Source organism: Streptomyces sp. NPDC085900 (genome assembly GCF_044540925.1).
Lineage (GTDB): Bacteria > Actinomycetota > Actinomycetes > Streptomycetales > Streptomycetaceae > Streptomyces > Streptomyces gilvifuscus.
On the sequence record NZ_JBITSP010000011.1, the window covers coordinates 183132 to 209853 of the forward strand.

24 protein-coding genes and 1 tRNA gene are annotated in these 26722 nt (G+C 69.9%); 14 read left to right on the forward strand and 11 right to left on the reverse strand.

The window, feature by feature from the left end:
- Nucleotides 1-5: 5 nt before the first annotated feature.
- The gene (locus tag ACIGDI_RS32675; protein ID WP_399904244.1) at nt 6-971 is read right to left on the reverse strand and encodes a zinc-binding dehydrogenase; all 966 of its coding nucleotides are present in this window, start codon (nt 969-971) and stop codon (nt 6-8) included.
- A 120-nt stretch (nt 972-1091) separates the two neighbouring features.
- Between ACIGDI_RS32675 and ACIGDI_RS32680 the strand changes: the two genes are divergently transcribed.
- Nucleotides 1092-1589: a MarR family winged helix-turn-helix transcriptional regulator gene (locus ACIGDI_RS32680; RefSeq protein WP_399904247.1), complete on the forward strand. Its 498-nt coding sequence runs from the start codon at nt 1092-1094 to the stop codon at nt 1587-1589.
- Nucleotides 1590-1599: 10 nt separating this feature from the next.
- On the opposite strand, the gene ACIGDI_RS32685 is transcribed toward ACIGDI_RS32680, so the two are convergent.
- Nucleotides 1600-1872 carry a hypothetical protein gene (locus tag ACIGDI_RS32685; protein ID WP_399904250.1) on the reverse strand — a complete coding sequence of 91 codons (273 nt, stop codon included), beginning with the start codon at nt 1870-1872 and terminating at the stop codon, nt 1600-1602.
- 141 nt (nt 1873-2013) lie between these two features.
- Nucleotides 2014-2087: transfer RNA gene (locus ACIGDI_RS32690), tRNA-Gly, on the reverse strand.
- A gap of 521 nt (nt 2088-2608) precedes the next feature.
- Here ACIGDI_RS32690 and dcd point away from each other — a divergent pair.
- Both dcd and ACIGDI_RS32700 read left to right on the forward strand, forming a co-directional pair.
- A complete protein-coding gene (gene dcd, locus ACIGDI_RS32695; protein ID WP_142153886.1) occupies nt 2609-3184 on the forward strand; it encodes a dCTP deaminase in 576 nt (191 codons plus the stop codon).
- Nucleotides 3185-3189: 5 nt separating this feature from the next.
- On the forward strand, nt 3190-3699 hold the full coding sequence (locus ACIGDI_RS32700) for a phosphoribosyltransferase (protein WP_399904566.1): 510 nt from the start codon (nt 3190-3192) through the stop codon (nt 3697-3699).
- Nucleotides 3700-4079: 380 nt separating this feature from the next.
- Here the strand turns inward: ACIGDI_RS32700 and ACIGDI_RS32705 are convergent, their stop codons facing one another.
- The 4 genes from ACIGDI_RS32705 to ACIGDI_RS32720 all read right to left on the reverse strand — a co-directional run bounded on the left by ACIGDI_RS32705 (nt 4080) and on the right by ACIGDI_RS32720 (nt 8521).
- Nucleotides 4080-4301 (reverse strand): hypothetical protein, encoded by a 222-nt coding sequence (locus ACIGDI_RS32705; protein ID WP_399904254.1) that lies wholly within the window; start codon nt 4299-4301, stop codon nt 4080-4082.
- A gap of 266 nt (nt 4302-4567) precedes the next feature.
- Nucleotides 4568-5563 carry a YIP1 family protein gene (locus ACIGDI_RS32710; protein ID WP_399904257.1) on the reverse strand — a complete coding sequence of 332 codons (996 nt, stop codon included), beginning with the start codon at nt 5561-5563 and terminating at the stop codon, nt 4568-4570.
- 77 nt (nt 5564-5640) lie between these two features.
- Entirely contained in the window at nt 5641-7089 is a 1449-nt protein-coding gene (locus tag ACIGDI_RS32715; protein WP_399904260.1) for an FG-GAP-like repeat-containing protein, read from the reverse strand.
- A gap of 172 nt (nt 7090-7261) precedes the next feature.
- Complete coding sequence (locus ACIGDI_RS32720; protein ID WP_399904569.1) at nt 7262-8521, reverse strand: FG-GAP repeat domain-containing protein; 1260 nt, start codon at nt 8519-8521, stop codon at nt 7262-7264.
- 134 nt (nt 8522-8655) lie between these two features.
- Here ACIGDI_RS32720 and ACIGDI_RS32725 point away from each other — a divergent pair, with 134 nt between their 5' ends.
- Both ACIGDI_RS32725 and ACIGDI_RS32730 read left to right on the forward strand, forming a co-directional pair.
- The gene (locus ACIGDI_RS32725; RefSeq protein WP_399904263.1) at nt 8656-9084 is read left to right on the forward strand and encodes a VOC family protein; all 429 of its coding nucleotides are present in this window, start codon (nt 8656-8658) and stop codon (nt 9082-9084) included.
- Nucleotides 9085-9114: 30 nt separating this feature from the next.
- A complete protein-coding gene (locus ACIGDI_RS32730; protein WP_200704762.1) occupies nt 9115-9444 on the forward strand; it encodes an antibiotic biosynthesis monooxygenase in 330 nt (109 codons plus the stop codon).
- 110 nt (nt 9445-9554) lie between these two features.
- Here the strand turns inward: ACIGDI_RS32730 and ACIGDI_RS32735 are convergent, their stop codons facing one another.
- Nucleotides 9555-11837 carry a heterodisulfide reductase-related iron-sulfur binding cluster gene (locus ACIGDI_RS32735; protein WP_399904266.1) on the reverse strand — a complete coding sequence of 761 codons (2283 nt, stop codon included), beginning with the start codon at nt 11835-11837 and terminating at the stop codon, nt 9555-9557.
- Between the two features lie 214 nt (nt 11838-12051).
- Here ACIGDI_RS32735 and ACIGDI_RS32740 point away from each other — a divergent pair, with 214 nt between their 5' ends.
- From ACIGDI_RS32740 to ACIGDI_RS32760, 5 genes are all read left to right on the forward strand, one after another.
- Nucleotides 12052-13071, forward strand: a complete 1020-nt coding sequence (locus ACIGDI_RS32740) for an MraY family glycosyltransferase (protein WP_399904269.1) — start codon at nt 12052-12054, stop codon at nt 13069-13071.
- Nucleotides 13072-13165: 94 nt separating this feature from the next.
- Nucleotides 13166-15010, forward strand: coding sequence for a molecular chaperone DnaK (gene dnaK, locus ACIGDI_RS32745; protein ID WP_399904272.1), 1845 nt, complete (start codon nt 13166-13168; stop codon nt 15008-15010).
- On the forward strand, nt 15007-15660 hold the full coding sequence (grpE, locus tag ACIGDI_RS32750) for a nucleotide exchange factor GrpE (RefSeq protein WP_399904275.1): 654 nt from the start codon (nt 15007-15009) through the stop codon (nt 15658-15660). The genes dnaK and grpE overlap by 4 nt, the downstream gene beginning before the upstream one ends.
- Before the next feature lie 42 nt (nt 15661-15702).
- Complete coding sequence (gene dnaJ, locus ACIGDI_RS32755) at nt 15703-16884, forward strand: molecular chaperone DnaJ (RefSeq protein ID WP_399904278.1); 1182 nt, start codon at nt 15703-15705, stop codon at nt 16882-16884.
- 5 nt (nt 16885-16889) lie between these two features.
- Nucleotides 16890-17336, forward strand: a complete 447-nt coding sequence (locus ACIGDI_RS32760) for a heat shock protein transcriptional repressor HspR (protein WP_058924156.1) — start codon at nt 16890-16892, stop codon at nt 17334-17336.
- Nucleotides 17337-17401: 65 nt separating this feature from the next.
- Here the strand turns inward: ACIGDI_RS32760 and ACIGDI_RS32765 are convergent, their stop codons facing one another.
- Nucleotides 17402-19045: a fibronectin type III domain-containing protein gene (locus ACIGDI_RS32765; protein ID WP_399904281.1), complete on the reverse strand. Its 1644-nt coding sequence runs from the start codon at nt 19043-19045 to the stop codon at nt 17402-17404.
- 294 nt (nt 19046-19339) lie between these two features.
- On the opposite strand from ACIGDI_RS32765, the gene ACIGDI_RS32770 reads away from it, so the two are divergent.
- Both ACIGDI_RS32770 and ACIGDI_RS32775 read left to right on the forward strand, forming a co-directional pair.
- Complete coding sequence (locus ACIGDI_RS32770; protein WP_399904284.1) at nt 19340-20458, forward strand: sugar ABC transporter substrate-binding protein; 1119 nt, start codon at nt 19340-19342, stop codon at nt 20456-20458.
- 255 nt (nt 20459-20713) lie between these two features.
- Entirely contained in the window at nt 20714-21754 is a 1041-nt protein-coding gene (locus tag ACIGDI_RS32775; RefSeq protein WP_399904286.1) for a LuxR C-terminal-related transcriptional regulator, read from the forward strand.
- 31 nt (nt 21755-21785) lie between these two features.
- On the opposite strand, the gene ACIGDI_RS32780 is transcribed toward ACIGDI_RS32775, so the two are convergent.
- Nucleotides 21786-22799 carry a helix-turn-helix transcriptional regulator gene (locus ACIGDI_RS32780; RefSeq protein ID WP_399904289.1) on the reverse strand — a complete coding sequence of 338 codons (1014 nt, stop codon included), beginning with the start codon at nt 22797-22799 and terminating at the stop codon, nt 21786-21788.
- Nucleotides 22800-23141: 342 nt separating this feature from the next.
- On the opposite strand from ACIGDI_RS32780, the gene ACIGDI_RS32785 reads away from it, so the two are divergent.
- Entirely contained in the window at nt 23142-23438 is a 297-nt protein-coding gene (locus ACIGDI_RS32785; protein WP_058924153.1) for a hypothetical protein, read from the forward strand.
- A 163-nt stretch (nt 23439-23601) separates the two neighbouring features.
- Here ACIGDI_RS32785 and ACIGDI_RS32790 read toward each other — a convergent pair whose 3' ends face one another.
- Nucleotides 23602-24015: a pyridoxamine 5'-phosphate oxidase family protein gene (locus ACIGDI_RS32790; RefSeq protein WP_399904292.1), complete on the reverse strand. Its 414-nt coding sequence runs from the start codon at nt 24013-24015 to the stop codon at nt 23602-23604.
- A 104-nt stretch (nt 24016-24119) separates the two neighbouring features.
- Here ACIGDI_RS32790 and clpB point away from each other — a divergent pair, with 104 nt between their 5' ends.
- A complete protein-coding gene (gene clpB / locus ACIGDI_RS32795) occupies nt 24120-26717 on the forward strand; it encodes an ATP-dependent chaperone ClpB (RefSeq protein ID WP_399904295.1) in 2598 nt (865 codons plus the stop codon).
- Nucleotides 26718-26722 lie beyond the last annotated feature (5 nt).

Sequence of the window (26722 nt, forward strand, 5' to 3'; positions counted from 1 at the left end):
CGGAGTCAGGGCACCAGGACGGTGCGCACGCCCGGGACCTCGGGCGCGGTCCACGCGCTTTCGACGTCGGCAAGGGGTACCGCCTTGGCGGCGACCATGAGACCTCCGGCCTCGATCTCGTCGACGAGGGACGGCAGTTCCTCCAGGTACGTCCTCGTCGACACGGCGCCCTGGCCGTTGCCCTGGAGCCGGAAGTTCGCCGAGCGCAGCGCGACCGAGGGCAGCTCGATGGTGGGGCCGGCCATGGCGCCGATCTGGATCCAGTTCAGGGCGCGGCTGCGGTCGGCGCGGGCCTGGAGCAGTGCCATGATCGCGTCGCCGGCGGGCTTGCCCCACAGATAGTCGATGACCAGGTCGACGTCGGCGGCTTCCTCGGCCAGGGCCGCGGCGGTGGCGTCGGCGTCGTCGGTGAGCGCGACGGTCGCGTCCGCGCCGATTCCCGGCAGGGCCGCCAGCCGGGCCTGGTCGCGGCCGGCGCCGACGACCCGGCCCGCACCGAGGCGCTTGGCGACCTGGACGGCCATCTGGCCGGCGTTGCCGGTGGCGCCGAGGATCAGCACCGCCTGGCCGGCCTCGATCGGGACACGGCGGCGCAGCGCCACCCAGGACGACATGGCCGGGTTCATCGCCGCGGCGATCTTCACGACGTCCGCACCGTCGGGCAGCGGAATGCTGTGGCGGCTGTCGATGACGGTCCGGGTGGCCATCGGGCCGACGAGTTCGTCATCGGCGACGAAGTACACCAGGCGGCCGTCCGCGCGCCGGCCGACCCCGTCGACTCCGGGCACCATCGGCAGTTTTCCGGTGCTCGTGTAGTGGCTGCCCGACGCGCCGGTGCGCACGCGGGGGTGCAGGCCCACCGCGAGGACGTCGACGAGTGCCTGGTCCTCGTCGGTCGGGGCCGGCAGGTCGAAGGGCTCGTAGCGGGGCGGGTTGCCGAACGAGCTGACGACGGCGGCATGGATGTCCATGAGGGCTCTCCTCAGATTTGGTACGCGGGACAAAGGATTTAGTATGCGAAGCGAACAGTTTAGTACGTGGCACAAATTAAAGTAGTAGGTGCCACGTACCTTTGCAAGTAGAATCGGGATATGACGTCATCACACGACATGCCGCCCCCGCCCGAACCGCCGCCCGCGGACGAGGACTTCGGGCTGGTCGACGCCCTCGCCCAGCTGTCGTTCCTGGTGCAGGGCGCCCTGGCCGAGATCGCAGGGCACCACGACCTGTCGGTCGTCCAGACCCGCATGCTCGGGATACTGCGGGACCGGGAACCGACCATGAACCAGCTCGGCCGACACCTCGGCCTCGACAAGTCCTCGATCACCGGCCTGGTCGACCGTGCACAGCGCCGCGGTCTGGTCACCCGCACCGCCAGCACCGTCGACCGCCGCTCGTTCCAGGTATCGATCACCGACACCGGCCGGCAGCTCGTCGAACAGGTCGCCGCTCAGTTCGCCGAGCGGATCGAGAGGTCTGTCGCACCACTGCCCGAAACCGACCGGCGACTGCTGTCACGGATGGCGACCCGGATCGTGACCGCCGAAGCCCACGGCCGAGGCATCGACCTGCGCACCACACCCCGCTGACCGGACTCCGTCAGACGGAGCTGCGCTCCACCGTCACCACGTGTTTGCCCACGACGCCGCCGCGCTCGAACGCCTGGTGCGCCGCGTCGCGTACGAACCGGGCGCGCTCGACGACGAGTTCCTTCGCGTCGGGTTTGTCGCGCAGCAGGTCGAGGGTCTCGGTGAGGTAGTCGTCCAACGGCATCGAGCTCTCGTCGTCCTGCTGGCCCAGCAGGGTCGCGCGTACGCCCGGCGGCGCCACCCCGATCACCTGGACACCGGCGTCGACGCCCGCGAGCTGCACGCGCAGGCTCTCGGCGAAGGAGTGCAGTGCGGCCTTGGTCCCGTTGTAGGTGGGGTGGTCGGCCGCGGTACGAAACGGATCGGAACCTGGTGGGGACCCCCGAAATACATAAACCCCAGGTCACTGACCTGGGGCTTCTTTTGGAGCGGGTGACGAGAATCGAACTCGCGCTCTCAGCTTGGGAAGCTGATGTTCTACCATTAAACTACACCCGCGTAAGACGTCGACCGAGGTCGGTGTTGGAACGCAACGTCACCTTACCTCATGGCAGACCCCCGGCGCTGAAGCCGCGGGGTCTGAGTGTGTTTCAGGGGAGGGACGGGGCTGCGAGCGGCCGGAGTTGGGGCGTACGGTGGAGGGGTGGGAGAGGGTCCGGGTGAGGCCGGAGTGCCGCCTGGAGAGTCGTTCCTTTGATCCCGTAATGTGGCATTTGTCGTCCGGTGAGCAGCCCGGCGAGGCTCTTTGGGGAAGGGACTCCAGAACTTGATGGAGCGCACCGTCGTCCGTTGTGCCGATGGGCACGTGTTCAGCACCGCTTCGTTCCCGATGCAGCAGGCCGAGCGGCTCGGCCCCGGTCGGTTGCTCCGATGTCCACGCTGTGCGCGGCTTCGCAGCGTCGTACCGGTCAGTCTCGAGAAGCGGTAGCGGGCAGAGCGGCAAGCAGGCAGTACGTGACCGCAGGCGCGCGGGTTGCCACGATTGTGGTCGGCTCGCGCGCCTTGCGTATCCTCGGGGCGTGCTTCTCTCAGACAAGGACATCCGGGCCGAGATCGACGCCGGGCGGGTACGGATCGATCCCTTCGAAGAATCAATGGTGCAGCCGTCGAGCGTCGACGTCCGGCTGGACCGGTACTTCCGGGTGTTCGAGAACCACCGGTACCCGCACATCGACCCCTCCGTCGAGCAGCCCGACCTCACGCGGCTGGTGGAGCCGGAGGGCGACGAGCCGTTCATCCTGCACCCCGGGGAGTTCGTGCTCGCGTCGACGTACGAGGTCATCACGCTTCCCGACGACCTCGCCTCCCGCCTGGAGGGCAAGAGCTCCCTCGGCCGGCTCGGGCTCGTCACCCACTCCACCGCCGGGTTCATCGACCCCGGGTTCTCCGGTCACGTGACCCTGGAGCTCTCCAACCTCGCCACCCTGCCCATCAAGCTGTGGCCCGGCATGAAGATCGGGCAGCTGTGCCTGTTCCGGCTCTCCTCGCCGGCCGAGTTCCCGTACGGCAGCGAGCGGTACGGGTCCCGGTACCAGGGGCAGCGCGGGCCCACCGCCTCGCGCTCCTACCTCAACTTCCACAGGACGCAGGTGTGACGGGTGTGAGCGGTGTGCGGGAGAACCTGACCTACGAGGCGTTCGGGACGGCCGTCCGCGAGCTGGCGCAGACCATCGCCGACGACGGCTACGAGCCGGACGTCGTCCTCAGCATCGCGCGCGGCGGCGTGTTCGTCGCCGGCGGGCTCGCCTACGCCCTGGACTGCAAGAACATCCACCTGGTGAACGTGGAGTTCTACACCGGGGTGGGGACCACCCTGGAAATGCCGGTCATGCTCGCGCCCGTCCCCAACGTCATCGACTTCTCCGACAAGAAGGTCCTCGTCACCGACGACGTCGCCGACACCGGCAAGACGCTGAAGCTGGTGCGGGACTTCTGCCTCGACCACGTCGCCGAGGTGCGCTCCGCTGTCATCTACGAGAAGTCGCAGTCGCTGGTGAAGTGCGAGTACGTGTGGAAGCGCACCGATGAGTGGATCAACTTCCCGTGGAGTGTCCTGCCGCCCGTGCACGGGCCGGGGAAGGCGCCCAAGGAGAACCGGGAAGCCGTCTGAGCCGCGAGGCCTGCGGTGAGGTCATATGAGGTCACAGGCAGCATGAGAGCCCCTCGGCGTAGTGCCGTGGGGCTCTCTCGCTGCTGCGGCGTGGGGTCCGTAGCCGCCGTCGACTACCGCCGGGCGGCCTTGCGCGGCGCCGTACGGGTGGTCGGCTCGGGCTCCTCTGCCCCGGACGAGAAGGGCTCGTCCTCGAAGATCTCGTCGCGTCCGAAGTCCGGGGCCTGGAAGGGCTCCGTCGCCGGAGGCGGTGAGACGGCGGTGGAACGGCGGGGCTGCCCTTCCAGGGCGGAGAACAGCGAAGTCTGGTCGATGAGAGTTCTGCCTTTCGTTACAGGCTCCTGACGGAGCCTGGTGTGCCGTGTCCGGGCACAGCGGTTCTACAACTTGGTCATCTTGGAGTACGGGCTGAGGATCCGCATCTGTGCCGTGCCGAAATCCACGAGGGCCGCGATGCCTTCCTCGATGCCGATCACCCGACCGAGTCCGTACATGTCGTGGGTGACCTGGTCGCCCGTCGCGAAGTGCTTCGGAGCCGGTGCGACCGGTGCCTTGAACGGGCTGGTGGGCAGGTGGCGCTTCGGTGCCGCAGGCTTTGTCATGGCTCAGTATGCGCCCAGCCGAGTCCCGTTCGCTGTGGCCATCGGCACAGATCCGGACGGAGAAGACCGCGGCTCGCCGCTGACCTGGTGTTTCAGGACGAGGGCAGGGACGCGGTCGGGAAAAATTTCCGGCCACTGGTCGGCACGGGCCGCCCTCGCCGACCTTGCGAGGGCTCCCGGTGACACCCCGGGAGCCCCGTTCGCCGGTCCGGTGCCCACCGGCTCCCAGCACGTGCCGTCCGGCGCCGGCAACGTGCTTCCGGCTCCTAGAACGTGCCCAGCTTCACGATCGACAACAGGGCGATCAGCTGGATCGCCGACGCGCCCAGGGCCTTCGGCCAGGGCAGGTCGTGGGAGCGGCTGACCATCATGGTCAGCAGGGCACCGGCCGCGACCCAGGTCGCCCAGCCGAGCATCTGCACGAACGTCGCGTCGCCGCCGAAGAACATGGCGAAGACCAGGCGGGGGGCGTCCGTGAGGGACATGATCAGCATGGAGAGGCCGACCGTGGGCTGCCAGGCCCCGTCGCCGCCCAGCTGGCGGGCCAGGGTGTGCGTGACCACGCCCAGGACGAACGACGACACGACCATGGCGACCGCGGTCGTCAGGACGATCGGCACCGCGTTCGACAGCGTGGCGTTGATCGCGTCCGAGCGGGCGCCGTCGAAGCCGAAGACGGCCAGCAGGCCATAGAGGAAGGTGACGACGAGGGCGGGGCCCCACATGGCGTAGTCCCGCATCTGCAGGAACGTCTGGGAGGGGGAGAGGACGATCCCGCGCAGCAGGTCCTTCCAGTGCAGGCGGGGGCCGATCGGGCCGGACGGCGGCTGGGCCGAACCGGCGCGGTAGGTCTCGCCCTGGCTGTACGGGTCCTCGCCGACGGAGAACGCCTGCGTGTGACCCGGGTTGTTGGCCGCGTACGGGTCCGGGGCGCCCTGCGGTGCGTAGCCGCCGCCGTCGCCGCCGAAGTACTCCGGCTCGCCGTAGCCGCCGGCGCCGCCCGACTGCGGCCACTGGCCGCCGCCGTTGCCGTACTGCTGCCGGCCCGGGTGGGGATGCGGCGCCGGCGGGTAGCCGTACGACGGTCCCTGCGGCGTCTGCTGTCCGTGCGGGGGGTTTTGCGGTCGCGTTTGCGGAGCGCCGTTGTTCCGGCCGCCGCGTCCGATCCTGAATCCAGCCACGTCTTCGAACGTACCTGGTCCCGGAGAGTGACGTGCCGGGCCCGGCCGTTCGGGCCCGGCTTTGCGGCCGACCTGTGACATCCCCTAAGGGGACGGGCCGGGGGCCCCTAGGGAGCCGGGTGCCCAGGGAGCCCCCGGCGACCGTAAGTCCCCTTGTGTCACTGGGCGATCTCCCAGCCGAGGTCCGCGCCGCCCTTGAGGGAGAGGTCGCGGGCGGTGAACGACTTGGCGCCGGTGGTGGTGAGGCCGGAGGCGGTGCCCTTCAGGACGGTGATCGCCCCGTAGCCGTTCTCGTAGCCGGTGCCGATGACGAGGTCGGCCTTGCCGTTCTTGTCGAGGTCGGTCAGACGGACCGTCATACCGAAGGCGTCGCCGGTCTCGCTGCTGCCGGGCACGCCCGCGGTGTTCTGGGTGTACGACTTGGCGTTCGAGGTCTTCAGACCGGTGGCCGAGCCGAACAGGACCGTCACCGAACCCGATTCCTCGGCGGTGCCGTTGTCCTCGCCGAAGGCGCCCACGGCGACGTCGGCGTACTTGTCGCCGTTGATGTCGCCGACCGCGAGCGCCGAGCCGAAGAGGTCGTCGGCCTCGCCGGAGCCGGGCACGCCGGTCGTGTCCTGGTGGACGATTGTCGGCGTCTGCGCGGGGTCGGGGCCGTTCGGGCCGCCGTACCAGACGCTGATCTCGCCGCCCTTGTGGCCGCTGGTCTTGTCGGCGCGCGGGTCCTCGTGGTCGCCGAGGACCAGGTCGCCGTAGCCGTCGCCGTTGATGTCGCCGACCGCGCCCTGATGGCCCTCGGCGGCGGGCAGCGCGGTCGTGGTGTAGTCGGACTCGGGGTGGCTCTCCCAGCCCTCGGGGTCGTAGTCGACGTACTCGATGACCCCGGCCTCGTCGCTCTCCAGGGTGTACGGGTACGCCCGTTCGGCCGCCAGGTCGCCGTCGATGTTCCCGGCGATCACCTCGTCGGTGGAGCCGACCTCGTCCACGGCGGACAGGACCGTGGGCGTGCCGGTGCGGGCGAAGGGACCCCGGTACAGGCCGGTGCGGCTCTGGCCGGTGACGGTCACGTCCGTCTTGCCGTCGCCGTTGAAGTCGCCGGTGGCGATGGAGCCGGAGTAGCCGCCCCATTCGCTCAGGCCGGAGGGGGAGGGCAGCGAGGCGCCGCCGGACAGGCCTGACTTGGAGCCCCAGATCACGGTGGCGCTGCCGACGCCGGCGCGGTCGCCGACGCCCTCGTTCGGGGTGCCGACGATCAGGTCGGCGTAGCCGTCGGCGTCCAGGTCGCCGGTGGCGAGGCCGCCGCCGAAGCGGTCGAGCTCCTCGGCGGTGCCCGGGACGCCGGTGGAGTTCTGCGTGATCACGGTCTTCCTGGTGGCCGAGACACCGGAGGAGGAGCCGTACAGCACGACGACCGCGCCGGCGCACGAGACCGTGCCGACGGTGGCGCAGGGGGCGCCGACGGCGGTGTCGCGGTAGCCGTCGCCGTTGAAGTCCGCGGCCGGGCCGGAGGGCGCGGCCGTCGCCGGGGCGGCGGAGAGGGTGAGCAGCCCGCCCGTCAGCGCGGCCGCGGTGGCCGACGCGAGGGCGAGTCGCAGGGGCTTGTGCATGCGGGGTCTCCTGCGGCATGCGGGGATGCCCGGGGGCATCGACAGTCGGTGGCGTGCCCGCCGTCCCGGGTGCGGGGTGGCAGGCGATCAGGAGACCCTTGCCGTCGGGTAAGGGTTGTACGTGAGTTCGGTAAATATTCTCACGTGGGTCGGAGGCGGATGAGGGGGCGGGTCAGCGGTCGGCCAGGAACTCCGACGTGGAGAAACCGACCGCCGGCTTCTTCGCCACCAGCCCCTCCCTCACCGCGACGCCGGGAAGGACGGCGACGGTGTCCTTCGTCTCTCCCCGGTACGTCCGCACCACCAGGTCGGCGCGGCCGTCGCCGTCGAAGTCCGCTGCCGCGAGGACTCTCGTCGTGCCGGGGGCGGGTGGCTTCACGGTCACCGTGTCCGAGGTCGAGAGGCCGGCCTCGCGGCCGTGGAACACCTTCAACTCGTGCCCTTCGGCGATGAGTTCGCCCAGGCCGTCACCGTCGAGGTCGGCCGTGGTCAGGCGGGGGCCGGGGACGGGGAGGGCGGCGCGGGCGGAGGCGGGGAGGTCGTAGCGCAGGGACGTTTCGGCGGTGGTGCCGACCGCCGCGTCCAGGGCCTTGCCCCGGCCGAAACGGCCGAGGGCGACGTCGAGGCCCTCGGGGAGTGCGGTGCCGGTGCGGGTGGGGCCGTCCGGGCCGCCCAGCACGATCGTCGAGGTGCCGGAACCCTCCGTCGTACGGACGACGAGGTCGTCGTATCCGTCGCGGTTCACGTCGGCCGCGGGGCCCGTCGGGACCTCGCCGGTGGAGGGGACGGGGGCGGCGGACGCGCGCGGGGTGCCGTTGCGGCCGAACGGGCCGCGCAGATAGGTGAGTCGGCCGCCCGACGCGTGCAGCACCAGGTCCCGCGCACCGTCGCCGTCGAAGTCGCCGCACACCGGCTGGTCGGGCCAGTCGGTGCCGGCGCGGGCGCGGGCGGGGACGGTGAGGTGGACGGCACGGGTCAGGCCCGCCGGGGAGCCGAAGAGGATCTGGAGCGGGACCGGCGGCCGGCCGCGGCCGTCGTAGGGCGGGTCCGTGGAGACGACGAGGTCGGTGAAGCCGTCCCGGTCCAGGTCGCAGCTCGCCTCCGCGTCGAAGACGGCCGGGAGGCGGCCCCCGGTGCGGGCCGCGTAGGCGGCGGGGGCGAGCAACTGCCGTGCGCCCGGGACGAGTCCGCGCGCGCTGCCGTAGACGATGCCGATGCCGGCGTCGTCGGCGTGGCGGTGGGCCTTGACCAGGTCGTCGAGGACGAGGTCGCGGTGGCCGTCGCCGTTGAAGTCGTCGGCGACCTCGCTGCCCGTGCCGTGCGGGACGGCCAGCTTGGCGGGGGCGTCCGCGACCCGTGCGGGGGTGTGCCCGGCGGCGGGGGTGTCCGTGCCGGGGCCGCAGGCGGCGAGCAGCAGGAGGCAGCCGCACATCGCCGCCGTGACCGTCGCCCCGCCACTTCGCACGCGCACCGCCCACCCCGCCCGCCCAGCCGACAACGCCGGCCCCATCATGCCCGCGACCGGGACACCGCGACAGCTCGCCCGTGCATGGGCACAGTGGAGGGATGAGCGCAGACGGAGGGAACGTACTGTCGGGGGCGCGGGTGGCGACCCGGCTGCCCGCCCGGGACCTCGACCGGGCACGCCGCTTCTACGCCGAGATGCTCGGGCTGGAGCCCGTGGACGAGCGGCCCGGGGGGCTGCTGTACCGGTGCGGGGGAGTGGAGTTCGTGCTCTTCCGGTCCACGGGGACCTCGCCGGGGACGTTCACGCAGATGGCGTTCGAGGGCATCGAGGACCTGCCGGCCGTCGTGGCGGAGCTGCGTCGGCGCGGGGTGGTGTTCGAGGAGGTGGACGCGCCGGGGCTGCGGACAGTGGACGGGATCGCGGAGGTCGAGGGGAACTATCCGAGCAAGGGTGCCCGCGGGGAGCTCGGCGCGTGGTTCCGGGACAGCGAGGGCAACCTGCTGGCCGTCGGGCAGCCGGTGTTCTGAGAGTCCGGTGGGCGGGTGGAGGATGGGCCCATGAGCGTAGTCAAGATCAACGTACTGACCGTGCCCGCCGAGCAGCGCGAGGTCCTGGAGAAGCGGTTCGCCTCGCGGGCCCACGCCGTGGACGGCTCCGACGGCTTCGAGTGGTTCGAGCTGCTGCGACCGGTCGAGGGCACCGACCAGTACCTCGTGTACACCCGCTGGCGGGACGAGGAGTCCTTCCAGGCGTGGATGGAGGGCCCGATGAAGTCCGCGCACCAGGGCGGCGGGCAGGAGGGCGGCGAGCGGCCGAAGCCGGCGGCCAGCGGTTCGACGCTGTGGTCCTTCGAGGTGGTGCAGCAGTCGGGGCCGAGGGGCGCGTGAGGCGTACGACGGCGCGCGCTGTGAGGTGTACGACGACACCCCCGCCGTGACGCGTACGACGGCGCCCCCCGCCTCGTGGGAGGCAGGGGGCGCCGTCGTGGTCGTACGGGCTACTTCACCGGCTCCGGCTCCGGTGCGCTCTCCGTCTCCTCCTCGCCCGCCGGGTCGCCCGGCGTCTTGACCGACTCGAGGAGCAGCTGGGCGACGTCGACGACCTGGATGGACTCCTTGGCCTTGCCGTCGTTCTTCTTGCCGTTGACCGAGTCGGTCAGCATGACGAGGCAGAACGGGCAGGCCGTCGAGACGATGTCCGGGTTGAGCGAGAGGGCTTCGTCGACGCGCTCGTTGTTGATGCGCTTGCCGATCCGCTCCTCCATCCACATCCGCGCGCCACCGGCGCCGCAGCAGAAGCCGCGCTCCTTGTGGCGGTGCATCTCCTCGTTCCGCAGGCCCGGGACGTTGGCGATGATCTCGCGCGGGGGCGTGTAGATCTTGTTGTGGCGGCCCAGGTAGCAGGGGTCGTGGTACGTGATGATGCCCTCGACCGGGGTGACCGGGACCAGCTTGCCCTCGTCCACCAGGTGCTGCAGCAGCTGGGTGTGGTGGATGACCTCGTAGTCGCCGCCGAGCTGCGGGTACTCGTTGCCGATCGTGTTCAGGCAGTGGGGGCAGGTCGCGACGATCTTCTTGGCCGACTTGGGCTTGGCGGACTCGGGGACCACCTTGCCGTCGTCGTCCAGCTCCTCGCCGAACGCCATGTTCAGCGCCATGACGTTCTCCATGCCGAGCTCCTGGAACAGGGGCTCGTTGCCCAGGCGGCGGGCGGAGTCGCCGGTGCACTTCTCGTCGCCGCCCATGATCGCGAACTTGACGCCCGCGATGTGCAGCAGCTCGGCGAAGGCCTTGGTGGTCTTCTTGGCGCGGTCCTCCAGGGAGCCCGCGCAGCCGACCCAGTACAGGTACTCGACCTCGGTGAGGTCCTCGATGTCCTGGCCGACGACCGGGACCTCGAACTCGACCTCCTTGAGCCACTCCAGGCGCTGCTTCTTGGCCAGGCCCCAGGGGTTGCCCTTCTTCTCCAGGTTCTTGAGCATCGTGCCCGCCTCGGACGGGAACGCGCTCTCGATCATCACCTGGTAGCGGCGCATGTCGACGATGTGGTCGATGTGCTCGATGTCCACCGGGCACTGCTCGACGCAGGCGCCGCAGGTGGTGCAGGACCACAGGACGTCCGGGTCGATGACGCCGTTCTCCTCGGCGGTGCCGATGAGGGGGCGCTCGGCCTCCGCGAGGGCGGCGGCGGGCACGCCGGCCAGCTGCTCCTCGGAGGCCTTCTCCTCGCCCTCCATGGACTTGCCGCCACCGGCCAGCAGGTAGGGGGCCTTGGCGTGCGCGTGGTCGCGCAGCGACATGATCAGCAGCTTCGGGGAGAGCGGCTTGCCGGTGTTCCACGCGGGGCACTGCGACTGGCAGCGGCCGCACTCGGTGCAGGTGGAGAAGTCCAGCAGGCCCTTCCAGGAGAACTGCTCGACCTGGGAGACACCGAAGATGTCGTCGTCGCCGGGGTCGGCGAAGTCGATCGGCTTGCCGCCGGACGTCATCGGCAGCAGGGCGCCCAGGGAGGTCTCGCCGCCGGCGTTGCGCTTGAACCAGATGTTGGGGAAGGCCAGGAAGCGGTGCCAGGCCACGCCCATGTCGGTCTTCAGGGCGACCGTGATCATCCAGATGAAGGAGGTCGCGATCTTCAGGCCGGCGAAGAAGTAGGTGAGGTTCTGCAGCGTGGAGACGTCCATGCCGGAGAGCCAGTGGACCACCGGGTAGGAGATGAAGAACGAGGCCTCGTAGCCGTCCACGTGGTGCTGGGCGCCTTCGAGGGCGTGCAGCATGAAGATGCAGACACCGACGATGAGGATGACGGCCTCGACGAAGTACGCCTGGCCGAAGTTGGAGCCCGCGAACCGCGACTTGCGGCCCGGCCTGCGCGGGTGGCTCAGCTGGCGGATGCCGATGAGCACCAGGATGCCGAGCACGGTCATCGTGCCGATGAACTCGACGAAGACGTTGTACGGCGCCCAGTCGCCGATGACCGGCAGGATCCAGTCGGCCTGGAACAGCTGGCCGACGGCGTTGACGATCGTCAGCAGCAGGGTGAAGAAGCCCACCGCCACGAACCAGTGCGCCACACCGACGACGCCCCACCGGTTCATCCGGGTGTGGCCGAGGAACTCCCTGGCCACGGTGACGGTGCGTCGGCCGGGTTCGTCGGTGCGGGTACCCGCGGGCACGCTCTGACCGAGCCGCATGAAGTTGTAGATCTGCAGGATGGCGCGGGCGAACAGGGCGACGCCAACCACGATCAGAACCAGCGACACGATGATCGCGGCGAGTTGCATTGGGGGCTCCTCGGGCCTGCGAGGGGTTCTTCGAGGGAATCCTCGACATTACTAAGCGGTAACTTATTCAGTCCGTCTGAGACTACCCACATTCTCCGTCGCAATGTAGTCAGCGGTGCGGTGATCTGTGTCGCTGAGGGTCACCTCAAAGGTCCGGGACAATCCGATCGTGTTATTCGTACCAAATTGGTACATTCGCCCCTAATTTAGACCCGTGCTCTACGGGATCGCCGCCGCCACCACCGCCCTGCTCCTCGCCGCCGTGCTCTCCGCACTCCTGCGGATCCCCGCCCTGCGCCTCGGGGTGGTCGACCGACGGCGGCAGCGGCCGCTGCCGCTGTTCGGGGGAGTGGCCGTCGTGCTCGCCAGCTGTCTGGTCGCCGGCGCCGGGGACTGGGCGGGCGTCGCGCCGCTCGGCGGCGGCGTGGGACGCCTGCTCGTCGCAGGGGCCGCGGTCGCCGCGCTGGGTCTCCTCGGCGACGTGGGACGGCTCAGACTGTGGGTGCTCGTCGCCGGTACGGCGGTGGCGGCGGCCTGCGTGGTGCCGTACGGCGAGACGGGTGTCGGCGGAGGGCTGCTGGCCGTCGGGTGGATCACCTTCGTCGCGCTCGGCTTCCGCGCCCTGGACCACGCCGACGCGCTCGCCGGGACCGTCGGCGTCCTCACCGCCTTCGGGGTGGGGGCCTGCGCCGCCGCCGAGGTGATGGACGGGCTCGCGGTGCTGCTGAGCGTGCTGGCCGCCGCGCTGACCGGGTTCCTGATGCACAACTGGCATCCCGCGCGCGTGGGGCTCGGCGCGTGCGGCTCGCTGTTCGCCGGGTTCGTGCCGGCCGCCGCCGCGGTCTTCACGCGTGCCGGCTACGGGCTCGCCTCCAGCGCGGGCGTGCTCTTCCCGCTCACCGCCGTCGTCACTGCCGACGTGCTGCTCGTGGTGCTGGCGCGGCGGCTCGGCGGGCGGCCGCTGCAGCGGCGCGGACCGGACCATCTCGCCCACCGGCTGCGGCGGTTGGGACTGACCCCGCCGGGAATCACCGTGCTTCTGGGAATCGGGGCGTTTGCGGGGGTGCTCGTCGGGGTGCTCGTGGACATGGGGTGGATCGCCGGATCCGGGGTGTGGTGGGTGGGGGCGGGCGCTCTGATCCTCGTCCTGGCACTGCTCCGAATCCCTGATCCTTCCCGTAGGGGTTCGGCATCTGCGCAGGTCACCGGCAGGTTGCGTGTAAGGAACGGATAAGAGTTGAGCCCGTACGACTCAGGTCTGTTGACCCATTCGCCGCCGTCATGCACACTTGAGTCCGTTCCACTCAAGTCAGCTGGAGGAATCAACCATGGCACGTGCGGTCGGCATCGACCTGGGCACGACTAACTCCGTCGTCAGCGTTCTGGAGGGCGGCGAGCCCACCGTCATCACCAACGCCGAGGGCGCCAGGACCACGCCGTCCGTCGTCGCCTTCGCGAAGAACGGTGAGGTGCTCGTCGGCGAGGTGGCCAAGCGTCAGGCGGTCACCAACGTGGACCGGACCATCCGGTCCGTGAAGCGCCACATGGGTACCGACTGGAAGATCCAGCTGGACGGGAAGGACTTCAACCCCCAGCAGATCTCCGCGTTCATCCTGCAGAAGCTGAAGCGGGACGCCGAGTCGTACCTGGGCGAGAAGGTCACGGACGCGGTCATCACCGTCCCGGCCTACTTCAACGACTCCGAGCGTCAGGCGACCAAGGAGGCCGGCGAGATCGCGGGCCTGAACGTCCTGCGCATCGTGAACGAGCCCACCGCGGCCGCGCTCGCGTACGGCCTCGACAAGGACGACCAGACGATCCTCGTCTTCGACCTCGGTGGCGGTACGTTCGACGTCTCGCTGCTGGAGATCGGCGACGGCGTCGTCGAGGTGAAGGCCACCAACGGTGACAACCACCTCGGTGGTGACGACTGGGACCAGCGCGTCGTCGACTACCTGGTGCAGCAGTTCAAGTCCGGTCACGGCGTGGACCTCGGCAAGGACAAGATGGCCCTCCAGCGCCTCCGCGAGGCCGCCGAGAAGGCCAAGATCGAGCTGTCCTCGTCCACCGAGACCTCGATCAACCTGCCCTACATCACCGCCTCCGCCGAGGGCCCCCTGCACCTCGACGAGAAGCTCACCCGCGCCCAGTTCCAGCAGCTGACCGCGGACCTGCTGGAGCGCTGCAAGACGCCGTTCCACAACGTCATCAAGGACGCCGGCATCTCCATCAACGAGATCGACCACGTCGTCCTCGTCGGTGGCTCCACCCGTATGCCCGCCGTCGCCGAGCTCGTCAAGGAGCTGACCGGCGGCAAGGAGGCCAACAAGGGTGTGAACCCGGACGAGGTCGTCGCCATCGGCGCCTCGCTCCAGGCCGGTGTCCTCAAGGGCGAGGTCAAGGACGTCCTGCTGCTCGACGTCACCCCGCTGTCCCTCGGTATCGAGACCAAGGGCGGCATCATGACCAAGCTCATCGAGCGCAACACCACGATCCCGACGAAGCGTTCGGAGATCTTCACGACGGCCGAGGACAACCAGCCGTCCGTGCAGATCCAGGTCTACCAGGGCGAGCGCGAGATCGCGGCTTACAACAAGAAGCTCGGGATGTTCGAGCTGACCGGTCTGCCGCCGGCCCCGCGTGGCGTGCCGCAGATCGAGGTGTCCTTCGACATCGACGCCAACGGCATCATGCACGTGACCGCGAAGGACCTGGGCACGGGCAAGGAGCAGAAGATGACCGTCACCGGCGGCTCCTCGCTGCCGAAGGACGAGGTCGACCGGATGCGCCAGGAGGCCGAGCAGTACGCGGAGGAGGACCACCGCCGCCGCGAGGCCGCCGAGACCCGCAACCAGGGCGAGCAGCTCGTCTACCAGACGGAGAAGTTCCTCAAGGACAACGAGGACAAGGTCCCCGGCGAGGTCAAGACCGAGGTCGAGGCCGCCGTCGAGGAGCTGAAGACCGCGCTCAAGGGCGAGGACACCGCCGAGATCCGCACGGCCACCGAGAAGGTCGCCGCGGTCTCCCAGAAGGTCGGCCAGGCCATGTACGCCGACGCCCAGGCCGGGCAGGCCGCGGGTGGCGCCGACGCCGGCGCCGAGGCGCCCAAGGCCGACGACGACGTCGTCGACGCCGAGATCGTGGACGACGAGCGCAAGGACGGTGCCGCGTGACGGAGGAGACCCCGGGCTTCGAGGAGAAGCCCGACGTCCCCTCAGGCGCCACCTCTGACGACGCCGAGCCGAAGGCCGCCTCCTCCGAGGGGGCGGCCCCGGCCGGGGACGCAGCTCAGATCGCCGGTCTGACGGCTCAGCTGGACCAGGTGCGCAAGGCGCTCGAGGAGCGCACGGCGGACCTCCAGCGGCTCCAGGCCGAGTTCCAGAACTACCGCCGCCGCGTGGAGCGGGACCGGATCACGGTCAAGGAGATCGCCATCGCGAACCTCCTGACCGAACTCCTGCCCGTGCTCGACGACATCGGCCGCGCCCGGGAACACGGCGAACTCGTCGGCGGATTCAAGTCCGTCGCGGAGTCGCTGGAGACCGTCGCGGCGAAGATGGGTCTGCAGCAGTTCGGCAAGGAGGGCGAGCCCTTCGACCCGACGATCCACGAGGCCCTGATGCACAGCTACGCGCCGGACGTCACCGAGACGACCTGCGTGGCGATCCTGCAGCCCGGGTATCGCATCGGCGAACGCACCATCCGGCCCGCCCGGGTGGCCGTCGCCGAACCGCAGCCGGGCGCGCAGACGGTCAAGGCCGAGGGGGCCGAAGAGGCTCCCGCGGCCGGCGACGAGAAGGACAACGGCCCTGAGGAGGGCTGACGTAGACACCGAGCGGAACACCGGAAAGGGGGCGCGTCGAGGATGAGCACCAAGGACTTCATCGAGAAGGACTACTACAAGGTCCTCGGCGTCCCCAAGGACGCCACCGAGGCCGAGATCAAGAAGGCGTACCGGAAGCTCGCCCGCGAGTTCCACCCGGACGCCAACAAGGGCAACGCCAAGGCCGAGGAGCGCTTCAAGGAGATCTCCGAGGCGAACGACGTCCTCGGTGACCCCAAGAAGCGCAAGGAGTACGACGAGGCCCGCGCCCTCTTCGGCAACGGCGGCTTCCGCCCGGGGCCGGGCGGCGCGGGCGGCTCCTTCAACTTCGACCTGGGCGACCTCTTCGGAGGCGGCGCCCAGGGCGGCGGCGGGGGAGCCGGCGGCTTCGGCGGCGGGCTCGGTGACGTCTTCGGGGGCCTGTTCAACCGGGGCGGCTCGGGCACCACGCGCGTGCAGCCCCGGCGCGGCCAGGACATCGACACCGAGGTCAGCCTCAACTTCACCGAGGCGATCGAGGGTGCGACGGTCCCGCTGCGCATGACCTCGCAGGCACCGTGCAAGGCCTGTTCCGGCACCGGCGACGCCAACGGCAACCCCCGGGTGTGCCCGACGTGCGTCGGCACCGGCCAGGTGGCCCGGGGTTCGGGCGGCGGCTTCTCGCTGACCGACCCGTGCCCGGACTGCAAGGGCCGCGGCCTGATCGCGGAGAACCCCTGCGAGGTCTGCCACGGCAGCGGGCGCGCCAAGTCGTCCAGGACCATGCAGGTCCGCATCCCGGCAGGGGTGGACGACGGCCAGCGCATCCGGCTGCGCGGCAAGGGCGCGCCGGGTGAACGGGGCGGTCCGGCGGGCGATCTGTACGTCACGGTCCACGTCTCCGGGCACCCCGTCTTCGGCCGCAAGGGCGACAACCTCACCGTCACCGTGCCGGTGACGTTCTCCGAGGCGGCGCTCGGCGGCGAGGTCAGGGTCCCCACCCTGGGCGGCCCGCCCGTCACCCTGAAGCTGCCGCCGGGCACGCCCAACGGCCGTACCATGCGCGCCCGGGGCAAGGGCGCGGTCCGCAAGGACGGCACCCGCGGGGACCTGCTGGTCACCGTCGAGGTGAGTGTCCCGAAGGACGTGACGGGGAAGGCTCGTGACGCGCTCGAGGCGTATCGCGAGGCGACCGCGGGCGAGGACCCGCGGGCGGAGCTGTTCCAGGCGGCGAAGGGAGCTTGATCGAGATGGACGGCCGTCGACGCAACCCGTATGAACTGACCGAGGAGACCCCGGTCTACGTCATCTCGGTGGCTGCCCAGCTCTCCGGTCTGCACCCGCAGACCCTGCGCCAGTACGACCGCCTCGGCCTGGTCTCCCCCGACCGCACGGCCGGGCGGGGCCGCCGCTACTCGGCCCGCGACATCGAACTGCTCCGCCAGGTGCAGCAGTTGTCGCAGGACGAGGGCATCAACCTGGCGGGCATCAAGCGCATCATCGAGCTGGAGAACCAGGTCGCCGCGCTCCAGCAGCGCGTCATCGAGCTCCAGGCGGCCGTCGACGGTGCCGCGGCGGCGATGCAGCAGCGCGAGGCCGCGGTGCACGCCTCGTACCGGCGCGACCTGGTGCCGTACCAGGAGGTCCAGCAGACCAGCGCGCTGGTGGTGTGGCGGCCCAAGAAGGCGAAGGACTAGCGACGCGTGGCCGAAGGGGCCCGGAGGTGCTGACCTCCGGGCCCCTTCGCATGCCCTCGCGGGTGTCAGCGGCCGACGAAGAACTCCAGCGTCGAACTCTGTTCGCTCTGGCGCCCGTAGGCGTCCACGGCGTACACGGTGGCCGTGCAGGGGCCGTTGTAGGGCGGCGTCCAGGAGATGTCGCCGGTGGTGGACAGCTGGGTGCCGCTGGCGCCGCAGGCGCCCTCGATCTCCCAGGAGTAGCCCTTCAGTACGCGGCCCTCGTCGCCCACGCCGGGCGCGGCAGTGACCTTGACGGGGGAGCGGGCGGGGATGCCCGCCGAGACGAGCGTCAGTTGCGGGGCGGCCGGGCCGGTCCCGGTGGCCCGGGTGAGCCGGTCGACGGTGATCACGTCGGAGGGCGCGGACTCGGCGCCCGTGCCGTCCACGGCGACCACGTAATAGGACGCCTCGCCCGCCGGGGCGATGATGTCGTCCCAACCGCCGCCGCGGACGCTGCCGATGGCGGTGAAGCCGCCGTCGGTGCGGCGGTAGACGTTGTACTGGCCGGAGTCCTCGGGCAGGTCCCAGCGCAGCTCGGTCCGGTCGTCGTGGAGGGTGGCGGTGAGTCCGGCCGGGGCCGGCGTGCCGCTCGGTTCGGGGCGGGTGGCCGTCACCGGGGCGGAGGCGGGGGAGACGTTCCCGGCGCCGTCGACCGCGTACACCCGGTAGACGTAGGCGGTGCCCGTCCCGGCGCGCACGTCGGTGAAGGACGTGCCGGTGACGAGGTCGGGTCCGTCGGTGTCCTGCTGTCCCTCGGGCGCGCCCCACACCTCGTAGTGGTGGACGTCCGCCGAGCCGGAGGCCTCCCACCGGACGGTGTTGCCGGCGGTGGTGCCGTTCGCCGTGACGCCGGTGAGCTGTCCTGGCGCGGTGCGGTCGACGGTGGTCACGCCCTGGTCCGCCGTGCCGGCCGAGGTGTTGCCCGCCCTGTCGTAGGCGCGCACCTCGTAGTAGTACGTCTCGCCCGTCGTCGGCAGGGTGGTGTCGGTGTACGACGTCGAGGTGGTCGTCGCGAGCGGCGTGGAGCCGAACGACGTGCCCTTCGGCCGCCGGTACACCCGGTACCCGGCGAAATCCATCTCCTTGTTCTTCGCCCAGGTCAGCTTCGCCTGCCCGGTCGCCGTGTCGTACGACAGCGAAGTCCCGGCGGGCACCAGGGGCTTGACCTTGTCGACGGTGGCGGAGGTGCGGGGGGTGTACGTGAACGTGACCTTGGCGGCGCCGGTGAAGTTCGCGTAGTCCACCCGGAGGGTGTGTCTGCCCGAGGGGATCGTGACGTCGACGGTCTTCTGCACCGTCGACGACACGTTCTTCCAGAGGTCGATCCTGCGGGTGCCGTCGAGGTAGACGCGGATGCCGTCGAGGCCGCTCGCGGCCAGCGCGAAGGGGCCGCCGGAGCCGAAGTCGCGGGTGACGCTCCAGCGCACGCCGAAGCCGTCCTTCGGCAGGCCGGTCGCGGGGGCGCCGCTCCAGCTCTGGTCGATGACGCTGTCGCAGTCCGTCTTCTTCGCCGTACCGGAGAAGGCGGTGTTCCCGAAGAACTGGCGCTTGAAGACCGGCGAGGCGCAGGTGGTCGCCGCGGAGGCGGAGGAGACGGACGCGCCGAGGAGGGCGCCCGCGGTCGCGAGCACCAGCGCCGAAGCCGTCGTACGTCTGGCTGAGTTCATTCGATCCTCTGATCGGTCGAGGACGGCTGTTCGGGACCGTCATGATCACGACTCGCGAGGTATCGGCTTGGTTGTACGGATCTTTGCCTGACGATTGCCTGCCGTTGCATGGAGAGTCCGTAAAGAGCGTTTGGAGGCGTTTCCTTCATGTCTTCACAACTCAAGCGGAGCGTGGCGTTGCGCACTCGTTAAGTAGTTCCGCTTGACGCCCGGGGGCGGCTGCGCGTTGTCTTTTCAGACATCCGGGCACCTTGAGGCGCCCGTGTCCCGTAGGCACCAGAAGTGAGCAGGCCTGTGAGCAGTCCCACGCGTCGTATCGCCATATCCGTGGCCGCGTCCACGATGACCCTGTCGCTGGCCGGGTGCGGCATGCTCGACGTGTCGGGGGACAGCAGCTCGGCGAGCCCGACGAAGGGCAACGACGTCACCATCGGCCTGTTGCTGCCGGAGAAGGCCAACACCCGCTACGAGGACTTCGACTACCCCATCATCAAGAAGCAGGTGGAGTCGCTCACCAAGAAGCGGGGCAGCGTCGACTACCAGAACGCCGACCAGGACGCCAAGAAGCAGGCGAGCCAGATGCAGAAGATGATCGACGACAAGGTCGACATCATCCTGCTGGACGCCGTCGACTCGCACGCCATCGCCGACGAGGTGAAGAAGGCCAAGGACGCCGGCATCCCGGTCATCGCCTACGACCGCCTCGCCGAGGGCCCCATCGACGCCTACATCTCCTTCGACAACGAACTGGTCGGCGAGGTCCAGGGCCGCACCCTGCTCGACGCCCTCGGAGGCAACGCCGACACCTCCGACAAGGTCGTCATGATGAACGGCTCGCTCACCGACCCCAACGCCAAGCAGTTCAAGGCCGGTGCGCAGTCGGAGCTCAACGGCAAGGTCACGATCGCCGCGTCCTACGACACCAAGGACTGGAAGCCGGAGAACGCCGAGGCCAACATGACCCAGGCGATCGCCAAGATCGGCAAGGACAACATCGCGGCCGTCTACTCCGCCAACGACGGCATGGCGGCCGGCGTCATCGCCGCCCTGAAGAAGGCCGGCGTGACGAAGATGCCGCCCATCACCGGCCAGGACGCCGAACTGGCCGCCGTGCAGCGCATCGTCGCGGGCGACCAGTACATGAGCGTCTACAAGTCCTACCCGCAGGAGGCCGAGGCCGCCGCGCAGATGGCGGTGGCCAAGGTGCAGGGCCACGACATCCAGTTCGACGCCCTCACCCAGGACACCGTGGACAGCCCCACCGACAAGGACATCCCCGCGCAGCTCGTCACGGTGACCGCCCTGACGCGGAAGAACATCAAGTCGACGGTGATCGCGGACGGCATCTACACCGTCTCGCAGATCTGCACCTCGAAGTTCGCCTCCGGCTGCGCGTCCATCGGGCTGAAGTAGCCAGGAGCGCGCAGCGTCGCATATCCGCCATGAGACCCCGTCAGAAGCACGTTCTGACGGGGTTCTTCACGATGCCCCCACAAGTCCCCTGTACCACCGTCATCTTGTTGCAACCCTCCGTACGGAGGGTCCGAAATACCCGTACAAACCGGTGCTTTCTTTCGGAAGTGGCCGTCGAAGCCGTGTTGCGGAGCAGGGTATGTCCGCGCATAGTTGCGCTGCGGAAGACGGCGGAACCGGGGGGTGGGATGGACGATGGCCGGGCACGGGGCGGACGCTCATCCACACGGTGCTGACCGACTCTGCGAGGCCGGGGACCGCGTGTACTCCCGGGCCGTACGGCGCGGACGGGTGTCGCGCCGCGACGCCGAGCCGGTGCCCTGCCTGCTGGAACTCGCCCTGCTGCACCCCGACCCCGACGACATGGACTGGCTGGTCCCCACGTCGCCGCAGGAGGTCATGACCCGGCTGCTGCGCGGGGTGTACGACGAGGTGAGCTCCAGTCAGCGGCGGGTGGGTTCGGCGGTGGCGGCCTTCGAGTGGTACGCCGGTCTCGGGCCCTCCCGGCAGCAGCCGGGCCCCGCCGAGGGCTCCGCGATCCGTGTCCTGGACGGGCTCTCGCGCATCCAGGCCGCCATGGACGAGGCGACGGAGGCCTGCACCACGGAGGTCCTCACCGTCCAGCCCGGCGGCATCCGGCCGGAGCACGAGCTGACCGAGGGCCTGCACCGGGCGCTCGCCCTGCGCGGCCGGGGCGTGCGGATGCGCGACCTGTACACGCACGTGGCCCGGCACGGCCAGGGCCTGCTCAACTACCTGGAGCTGATGGGCGACGCGGTCGAGGCCCGCACCCTCGACGAGGTCATCGACCGCCTGATCCTCTTCGACCGCACGGTCGCCTTCATCCCCGCCAACGCCGACCGCACCCTCGCCCTGGAACTGCGCCACCCGGCCCTGGTCGGCTATCTGGGCACGGTCTTCGACCGCCTCTGGCGGCTGGCCATCCCGCTGACCGCCCCGCTGCCCGACACCGGCATCGAGGGCATCTCCCACCGCGAGCAGTCCATCGCGGCACTCCTCGCGGAGGGCCACCAGGACGCGGTGATCGCGGAACGGCTGGGGATAAGCGTCCGCACCTGCCGCGCCCACATCGCGCGGCTGTCCGAGACCCTGGGCGCGGCCAGCCGCACCCAACTCGGCGTCCGCATCGCCCAGGTGGGCCTGGACGGCCCCCGTCACCCCGCTGACGTCACGCCGGTCACTCTTCCGGGTCAGGAGTCCCGGACGGCCCGTTGAGGGCGTACGGAGCCCGCTCTGCCCGTCCGGATCAGCTGTCGGGGTCGAGGATCCCCGACTGGGCGATCAGGTAGCCGAGTTGGGCCCGGCTGCCGCTGCCCAGGACCGTGGCCAGCTTGGCTATGTGGGCCCGGCAGGTGCGGACGTTCATGCCCAGGCGGCGGGCGATCGCCTCGTCGACGTGTCCCTCCACCAGGAGCTTGGCTATCGAGTGCTGGATGTCGGTGATGCCGTCGCGGGCGGTCTCGTAGGGGGCGCCGGCGTTCAGCGGCACGGACCGCCCCCACATGAACTCGAACAGCCGCATCAGGTACCGGATCAGCCCGGGATGACGGAGTTCCAGGGCGACCTGCTGGTCGTCCCTGGCGGGGATGAAGGCGACCGTCTCGTCGCAGATGATGAGGCGTTCCACCACCTCGTCGATCGTCCGGTATTCCACCTTGCCGTTGGCGAGCTGAGCGACGTACGCCAGCTTTTCCGGGCTGTAGCGGGCCGTGTGCTGGTACAGCGTCCGGATGCGCACACCACGTTCGATTAGTGGCTTGTCTCTCTCCAGCCCCTGGATGAGGCTCTGTTCGGAGAAGCGGTCGTCGCTCGGCTGGATGGTCAGCATCTCGCTCCGGCACTGGGCCGTGGCCATGTTGAGCGCCGCGTTGATCCGCTTTCCGCCCTCCAGCACGGTGATCGAGTCGTCGGTCGCGGCGGCCTTGGCGCTCAGCGCCATGAACGGCTCGAAAGTGTCGGCGAGCTGAATGGACAGCCGCCGGCGTTCTGTGATGTCGCGCTCGATCGGGTAGAGCCGTTCGGCCAGCGCGGCCGACGGCGACACGGGCCGCAGCCAGTCCGCATCATCCGGATCCGGGTGGAGAAGGGCGAACTCGATCAGACAGGGAGCGGACTCCGCGTCGGCTCGCGCGACCCGCCCCATGCGCAGGGCGTTCGCATAGAGTCGGCCACCTTCCTCGCAGAGCTCGGTCACCGCATGGGGATGCGCCGCCTTAGTCTGATTTGCCACGAAATCTCCACCCCCCAGGGTCCTGAACATGCAGGAACATGATGCATCGATCCTGTGGCCATGACGTGCCTGAATGAGCCATCGTCTTATCCGACGGGGGAAGAGGAGACTTTCAAGTGAGGACGAAGCCGACCATGCGCAACAGAATGCTTCGCTCGGTGCTTGTGGCCGCCCTTTCCGCCGTTGTCGGACTCGCAGTGCTGGGCGGTTCTTCCGACGCGAAGGAGAACACCCGAGCGGACTCCCACTGGCCGGCGGCCGCCGCGTCCACCGTGCTCGCTGACGGCCCCGCATCGACGGTCGGCACAGACGACAGCGCCGGGAGCTGACGACGTGACCACTCCACCGGACGACCGTTCCTTCCGTAGAGAAATGGCCACCGCCTACCGATCCGGATGGCACTTCATCGACCTGGTCACCGCGATCCCCCACTCCGGTGACTCGTTGATGGTGACCGTCTTCGGTGAGCCGGTCGTCGTGACGCGGGACGAGGACGAGGACGTGCGGGCGTATCGATGTCTGCGGCGGCCTCGGGGGGCGCCGCAGCCCGTGCGATGTGCCGTCCGGTACGGAATGATCTTCGTCAACCTGGACCAACGAGACCATCGGCTGGTGGAACCGGAGTCCCCCAACGTACGGACCATCTCAGCCACCCCCCGCAGTGCCTGACGCGATTCCCCCGTCGTAACAGATCGCTCAGGTGCTTCCCCCCGCAGCGGCGTCACCGTGACCTGAACACGGTGACGCCGCTGCAGTTTTCGGGCGACATTTCCCGCCGTCGACGCAATCGTCCGGCGCGCCTCAGTGGCCGAAAACCGTCAGTCGGGCCACTTCAGCCATGTCCCATCGCCCCCGTCAGCCGGATCTCGATGACCACCCGGTCGGGGTTCGGCGCCGGCGTGCGCTCGTAGCGCTCCGCATAGCGCCGCTCGGCCTCCGCGACCCGCTCCCGCTCGGTCCGTACGAAGGCCCGCCCCTCCAGCGTCGCCCAGCGCCGCCCCGCCACCTGGCACACCGCGACCCGCGCCCCCTCCGGCCCGGCCGCCAGGACGTTCGCCACCTTGGCGCTCGTCCTGTTCGTGATCACCCGCGCCAGCCGTGCCTCGGGGTCGTAGGTGACCCCGACGGGCACGACGTGCGGGCTGCCGTCCGGGCGCGGGGTCGTCAGCGTGCACAGGTGCCTTTCCCGCCAGAAGGTGAGATACGAGGGGTCGGGGGCACCGGGATCCTGGGCGTATGTGGCCATGCCTGGAAGGTAGCCCGTCTCACCTTGAGTGGAATAGACTCAACTTTGTGTACGTTGCTCAAGTCAGTGCGGATGACGGCTGACGCCAGGAGGAGAACGCGAACGTGGACGCCGAGCTGACCAACCGGAGCCGGGACGCCATCAACGCGGCCGGTAACCGGGCCGTGACCGAGGGGCATCCCGACCTGACCCCTGCTCACCTGCTCCTTGCTCTGCTCCAGGGGCAGGACAACGAGAACATCGTCGATCTTCTCTCCGCCGTGGACGCCGACCAGGCGGCCGTGCGCGCCGGCGCGGAGAAGGTGCTCGCCTCGCTGCCCAGCGTGACCGGCACGACCGTCGCACCTCCGCAGCCGAACCGGGAACTGCTCGCCGTCATCGCGGACGCGCAGGCCCGCGCCCGGGACCTCGGCGACGAGTACCTCTCCACCGAGCACCTGCTGATCGGCATCGCCGCGAAGGGCGGCGCGGCCGGTGACGTACTGTCCGGTCAGGGGGCCACCGCCAAGAAGCTGCAGGAGGCCTTTCAGAAGGCGAGGGGAGGACGCCGGGTGACCACCGCCGATCCGGAGGGCCAGTACAAGGCCCTGGAGAAGTTCGGCACCGACTTCACCGCAGCGGCCCGCGAGGGCAAGCTCGACCCGGTCATCGGCCGGGACCACGAGATCCGCCGCGTGGTGCAGGTGCTGTCCCGCCGTACGAAGAACAACCCCGTCCTCATCGGCGAGCCCGGCGTCGGCAAGACCGCCGTCGTCGAGGGGCTCGCGCAGCGGATCGTCAAGGGCGACGTGCCCGAGTCGCTGAAGGACAAGCGGCTGGTCGCGCTCGACCTCGGCGCCATGGTCGCCGGCGCCAAGTACCGCGGCGAGTTCGAGGAGCGGCTGAAGACCGTCCTGGCCGAGATCAAGGACTCCGACGGCCAGATCATCACCTTCATCGACGAACTGCACACCGTCGTCGGCGCGGGCGCCGGCGGCGACTCGGCCATGGACGCCGGCAACATGCTCAAGCCGATGCTGGCCCGCGGCGAGCTGCGCATGGTCGGCGCGACGACCCTCGACGAGTACCGCGAGCGGATCGAGAAGGACCCGGCCCTGGAGCGCCGCTTCCAGCAGGTGCTGGTGGCCGAGCCCACGGTCGAGGACACCATCGCGATCCTGCGCGGCCTCAAGGGCCGTTACGAGGCCCACCACAAGGTCCAGATCGCCGACAGCGCGCTGGTCGCCGCCGCGGCCCTGTCCGACCGCTACATCACCTCCCGCTTCCTGCCCGACAAGGCCATCGACCTCGTCGACGAGGCGGCCTCCCGGCTGCGCATGGAGATCGACTCCTCGCCCGTCGAGATCGACGAACTCCAGCGCTCGGTCGACCGGCTCAAGATGGAGGAGCTGGCGCTGGAGAAGGAGACCGACCCGGCCTCCCGCGAGCGCCTGGAGAAGCTGCGCCGCGACCTCGCCGACCGCGAGGAGGAGCTGCGGGGCCTGACCGCCCGCTGGGAGAAGGAGAAGCAGTCCCTCAACCGCGTCGGTGAGCTGAAGGAGAAGCTGGACGAGCTGCGCGGCCAGGCCGAACGGGCCCAGCGCGACGGCGACTTCGACACCGCCAGCAAGCTGCTGTACGGCGAGATCCCCTCCCTGGAAAGGGACTTGGAGGCCGCCTCCGAGGCCGAGGAGGAGGCCGCCAAGGACACCATGGTCAAGGAGGAGGTCGGCTCCGACGACATCGCGGACGTCGTGGCCGCCTGGACCGGCATCCCCGCCGGCCGCCTTCTGGAGGGCGAGACCCAGAAACTCCTGCGTATGGAGGAGGAGTTGGGCAGGCGCCTGATCGGGCAGAAGGAGGCCGTGCAGGCCGTGTCGGACGCCGTCCGCCGCAGCCGCGCGGGCATCGCCGACCCCGACCGCCCCACCGGCTCCTTCCTCTTCCTCGGCCCCACGGGCGTCGGCAAGACCGAACTCGCCAAGGCGCTCGCCGACTTCCTCTTCGACGACGAGCGGGCCATGGTCCGCATCGACATGTCCGAGTACGGCGAGAAGCACAGCGTCGCCCGGCTGGTCGGCGCGCCTCCCGGCTACGTCGGCTACGAGGAGGGCGGCCAGCTGACGGAGGCGGTGCGCCGCCGCCCGTACAGCGTGGTGCTGCTGGACGAGGTCGAGAAGGCCCACCCCGAGGTCTTCGACGTCCTGCTGCAGGTGCTGGACGACGGCCGGCTGACGGACGGACAGGGACGCACGGTCGACTTCCGCAACGCCATCCTGGTCCTCACCTCCAACCTGGGCAGCCACTTCCTGGTCGACCCGCTCACGAGCGAGGAGGAGAAGAAGGAACAGGTGCTGGAGGTGGTCCGAACCTCCTTCAAGCCGGAGTTCCTCAACCGCCTCGACGACCTGGTCGTGTTCTCCGCGCTGACCAAGCCCGAACTGGAGCGGATCGCCAAGCTCCAGATCGAGCGCCTGGCCAAGCGGCTGGCGGAGCGCCGCCTCACCCTGGAGATCACCGACGAGGCCCTGGCCTGGCTCGCCACGGAGGGTCTGGACCCGGCCTACGGCGCCCGCCCGCTGCGCCGCCTCGTCCAGACCGCCATCGGCGACCGCCTGGCCAAGGAGATCCTGGCCGGCGAGGTCAAGGACGGCGACACGGTCCGGGTGGACGCCTTCGGCGACGGCCTGATCGTGGGCCCGGCCACCGGCAAGACGCTGTAACCCCT

What these genes read in the sequence shown, in the direction of transcription:
- dnaJ (WP_399904278.1), top strand. Translation starts at nt 15,703, where the DNA reads ATGAGCACCAAGGACTTCATCGAGAAGGACTACTACAAGGTCCTCGGC.
- ACIGDI_RS32715 (WP_399904260.1), bottom strand. Translation starts at nt 7,089, where the DNA reads ATGCACAAGCCCCTGCGACTCGCCCTCGCGTCGGCCACCGCGGCCGCG.
- ACIGDI_RS32735 (WP_399904266.1), bottom strand. Translation starts at nt 11,837, where the DNA reads ATGCAACTCGCCGCGATCATCGTGTCGCTGGTTCTGATCGTGGTTGGC.
- ACIGDI_RS32760 (WP_058924156.1), top strand. Translation starts at nt 16,890, where the DNA reads ATGGACGGCCGTCGACGCAACCCGTATGAACTGACCGAGGAGACCCCG.
- ACIGDI_RS32785 (WP_058924153.1), top strand. Translation starts at nt 23,142, where the DNA reads ATGGCCACCGCCTACCGATCCGGATGGCACTTCATCGACCTGGTCACC.
- ACIGDI_RS32775 (WP_399904286.1), top strand. Translation starts at nt 20,714, where the DNA reads ATGGCCGGGCACGGGGCGGACGCTCATCCACACGGTGCTGACCGACTC.
- ACIGDI_RS32780 (WP_399904289.1), bottom strand. Translation starts at nt 22,799, where the DNA reads ATGTTCAGGACCCTGGGGGGTGGAGATTTCGTGGCAAATCAGACTAAG.
- ACIGDI_RS32725 (WP_399904263.1), top strand. Translation starts at nt 8,656, where the DNA reads ATGAGCGCAGACGGAGGGAACGTACTGTCGGGGGCGCGGGTGGCGACC.
- ACIGDI_RS32705 (WP_399904254.1), bottom strand. Translation starts at nt 4,301, where the DNA reads ATGACAAAGCCTGCGGCACCGAAGCGCCACCTGCCCACCAGCCCGTTC.
- ACIGDI_RS32765 (WP_399904281.1), bottom strand. Translation starts at nt 19,045, where the DNA reads ATGAACTCAGCCAGACGTACGACGGCTTCGGCGCTGGTGCTCGCGACC.
- ACIGDI_RS32680 (WP_399904247.1), top strand. Translation starts at nt 1,092, where the DNA reads ATGACGTCATCACACGACATGCCGCCCCCGCCCGAACCGCCGCCCGCG.
- ACIGDI_RS32730 (WP_200704762.1), top strand. Translation starts at nt 9,115, where the DNA reads ATGAGCGTAGTCAAGATCAACGTACTGACCGTGCCCGCCGAGCAGCGC.
- ACIGDI_RS32720 (WP_399904569.1), bottom strand. Translation starts at nt 8,521, where the DNA reads ATGTGCGGCTGCCTCCTGCTGCTCGCCGCCTGCGGCCCCGGCACGGAC.
- dnaK (WP_399904272.1), top strand. Translation starts at nt 13,166, where the DNA reads ATGGCACGTGCGGTCGGCATCGACCTGGGCACGACTAACTCCGTCGTC.
- ACIGDI_RS32710 (WP_399904257.1), bottom strand. Translation starts at nt 5,563, where the DNA reads ATGTCACAGGTCGGCCGCAAAGCCGGGCCCGAACGGCCGGGCCCGGCA.
- ACIGDI_RS32790 (WP_399904292.1), bottom strand. Translation starts at nt 24,015, where the DNA reads ATGGCCACATACGCCCAGGATCCCGGTGCCCCCGACCCCTCGTATCTC.
- ACIGDI_RS32675 (WP_399904244.1), bottom strand. Translation starts at nt 971, where the DNA reads ATGGACATCCATGCCGCCGTCGTCAGCTCGTTCGGCAACCCGCCCCGC.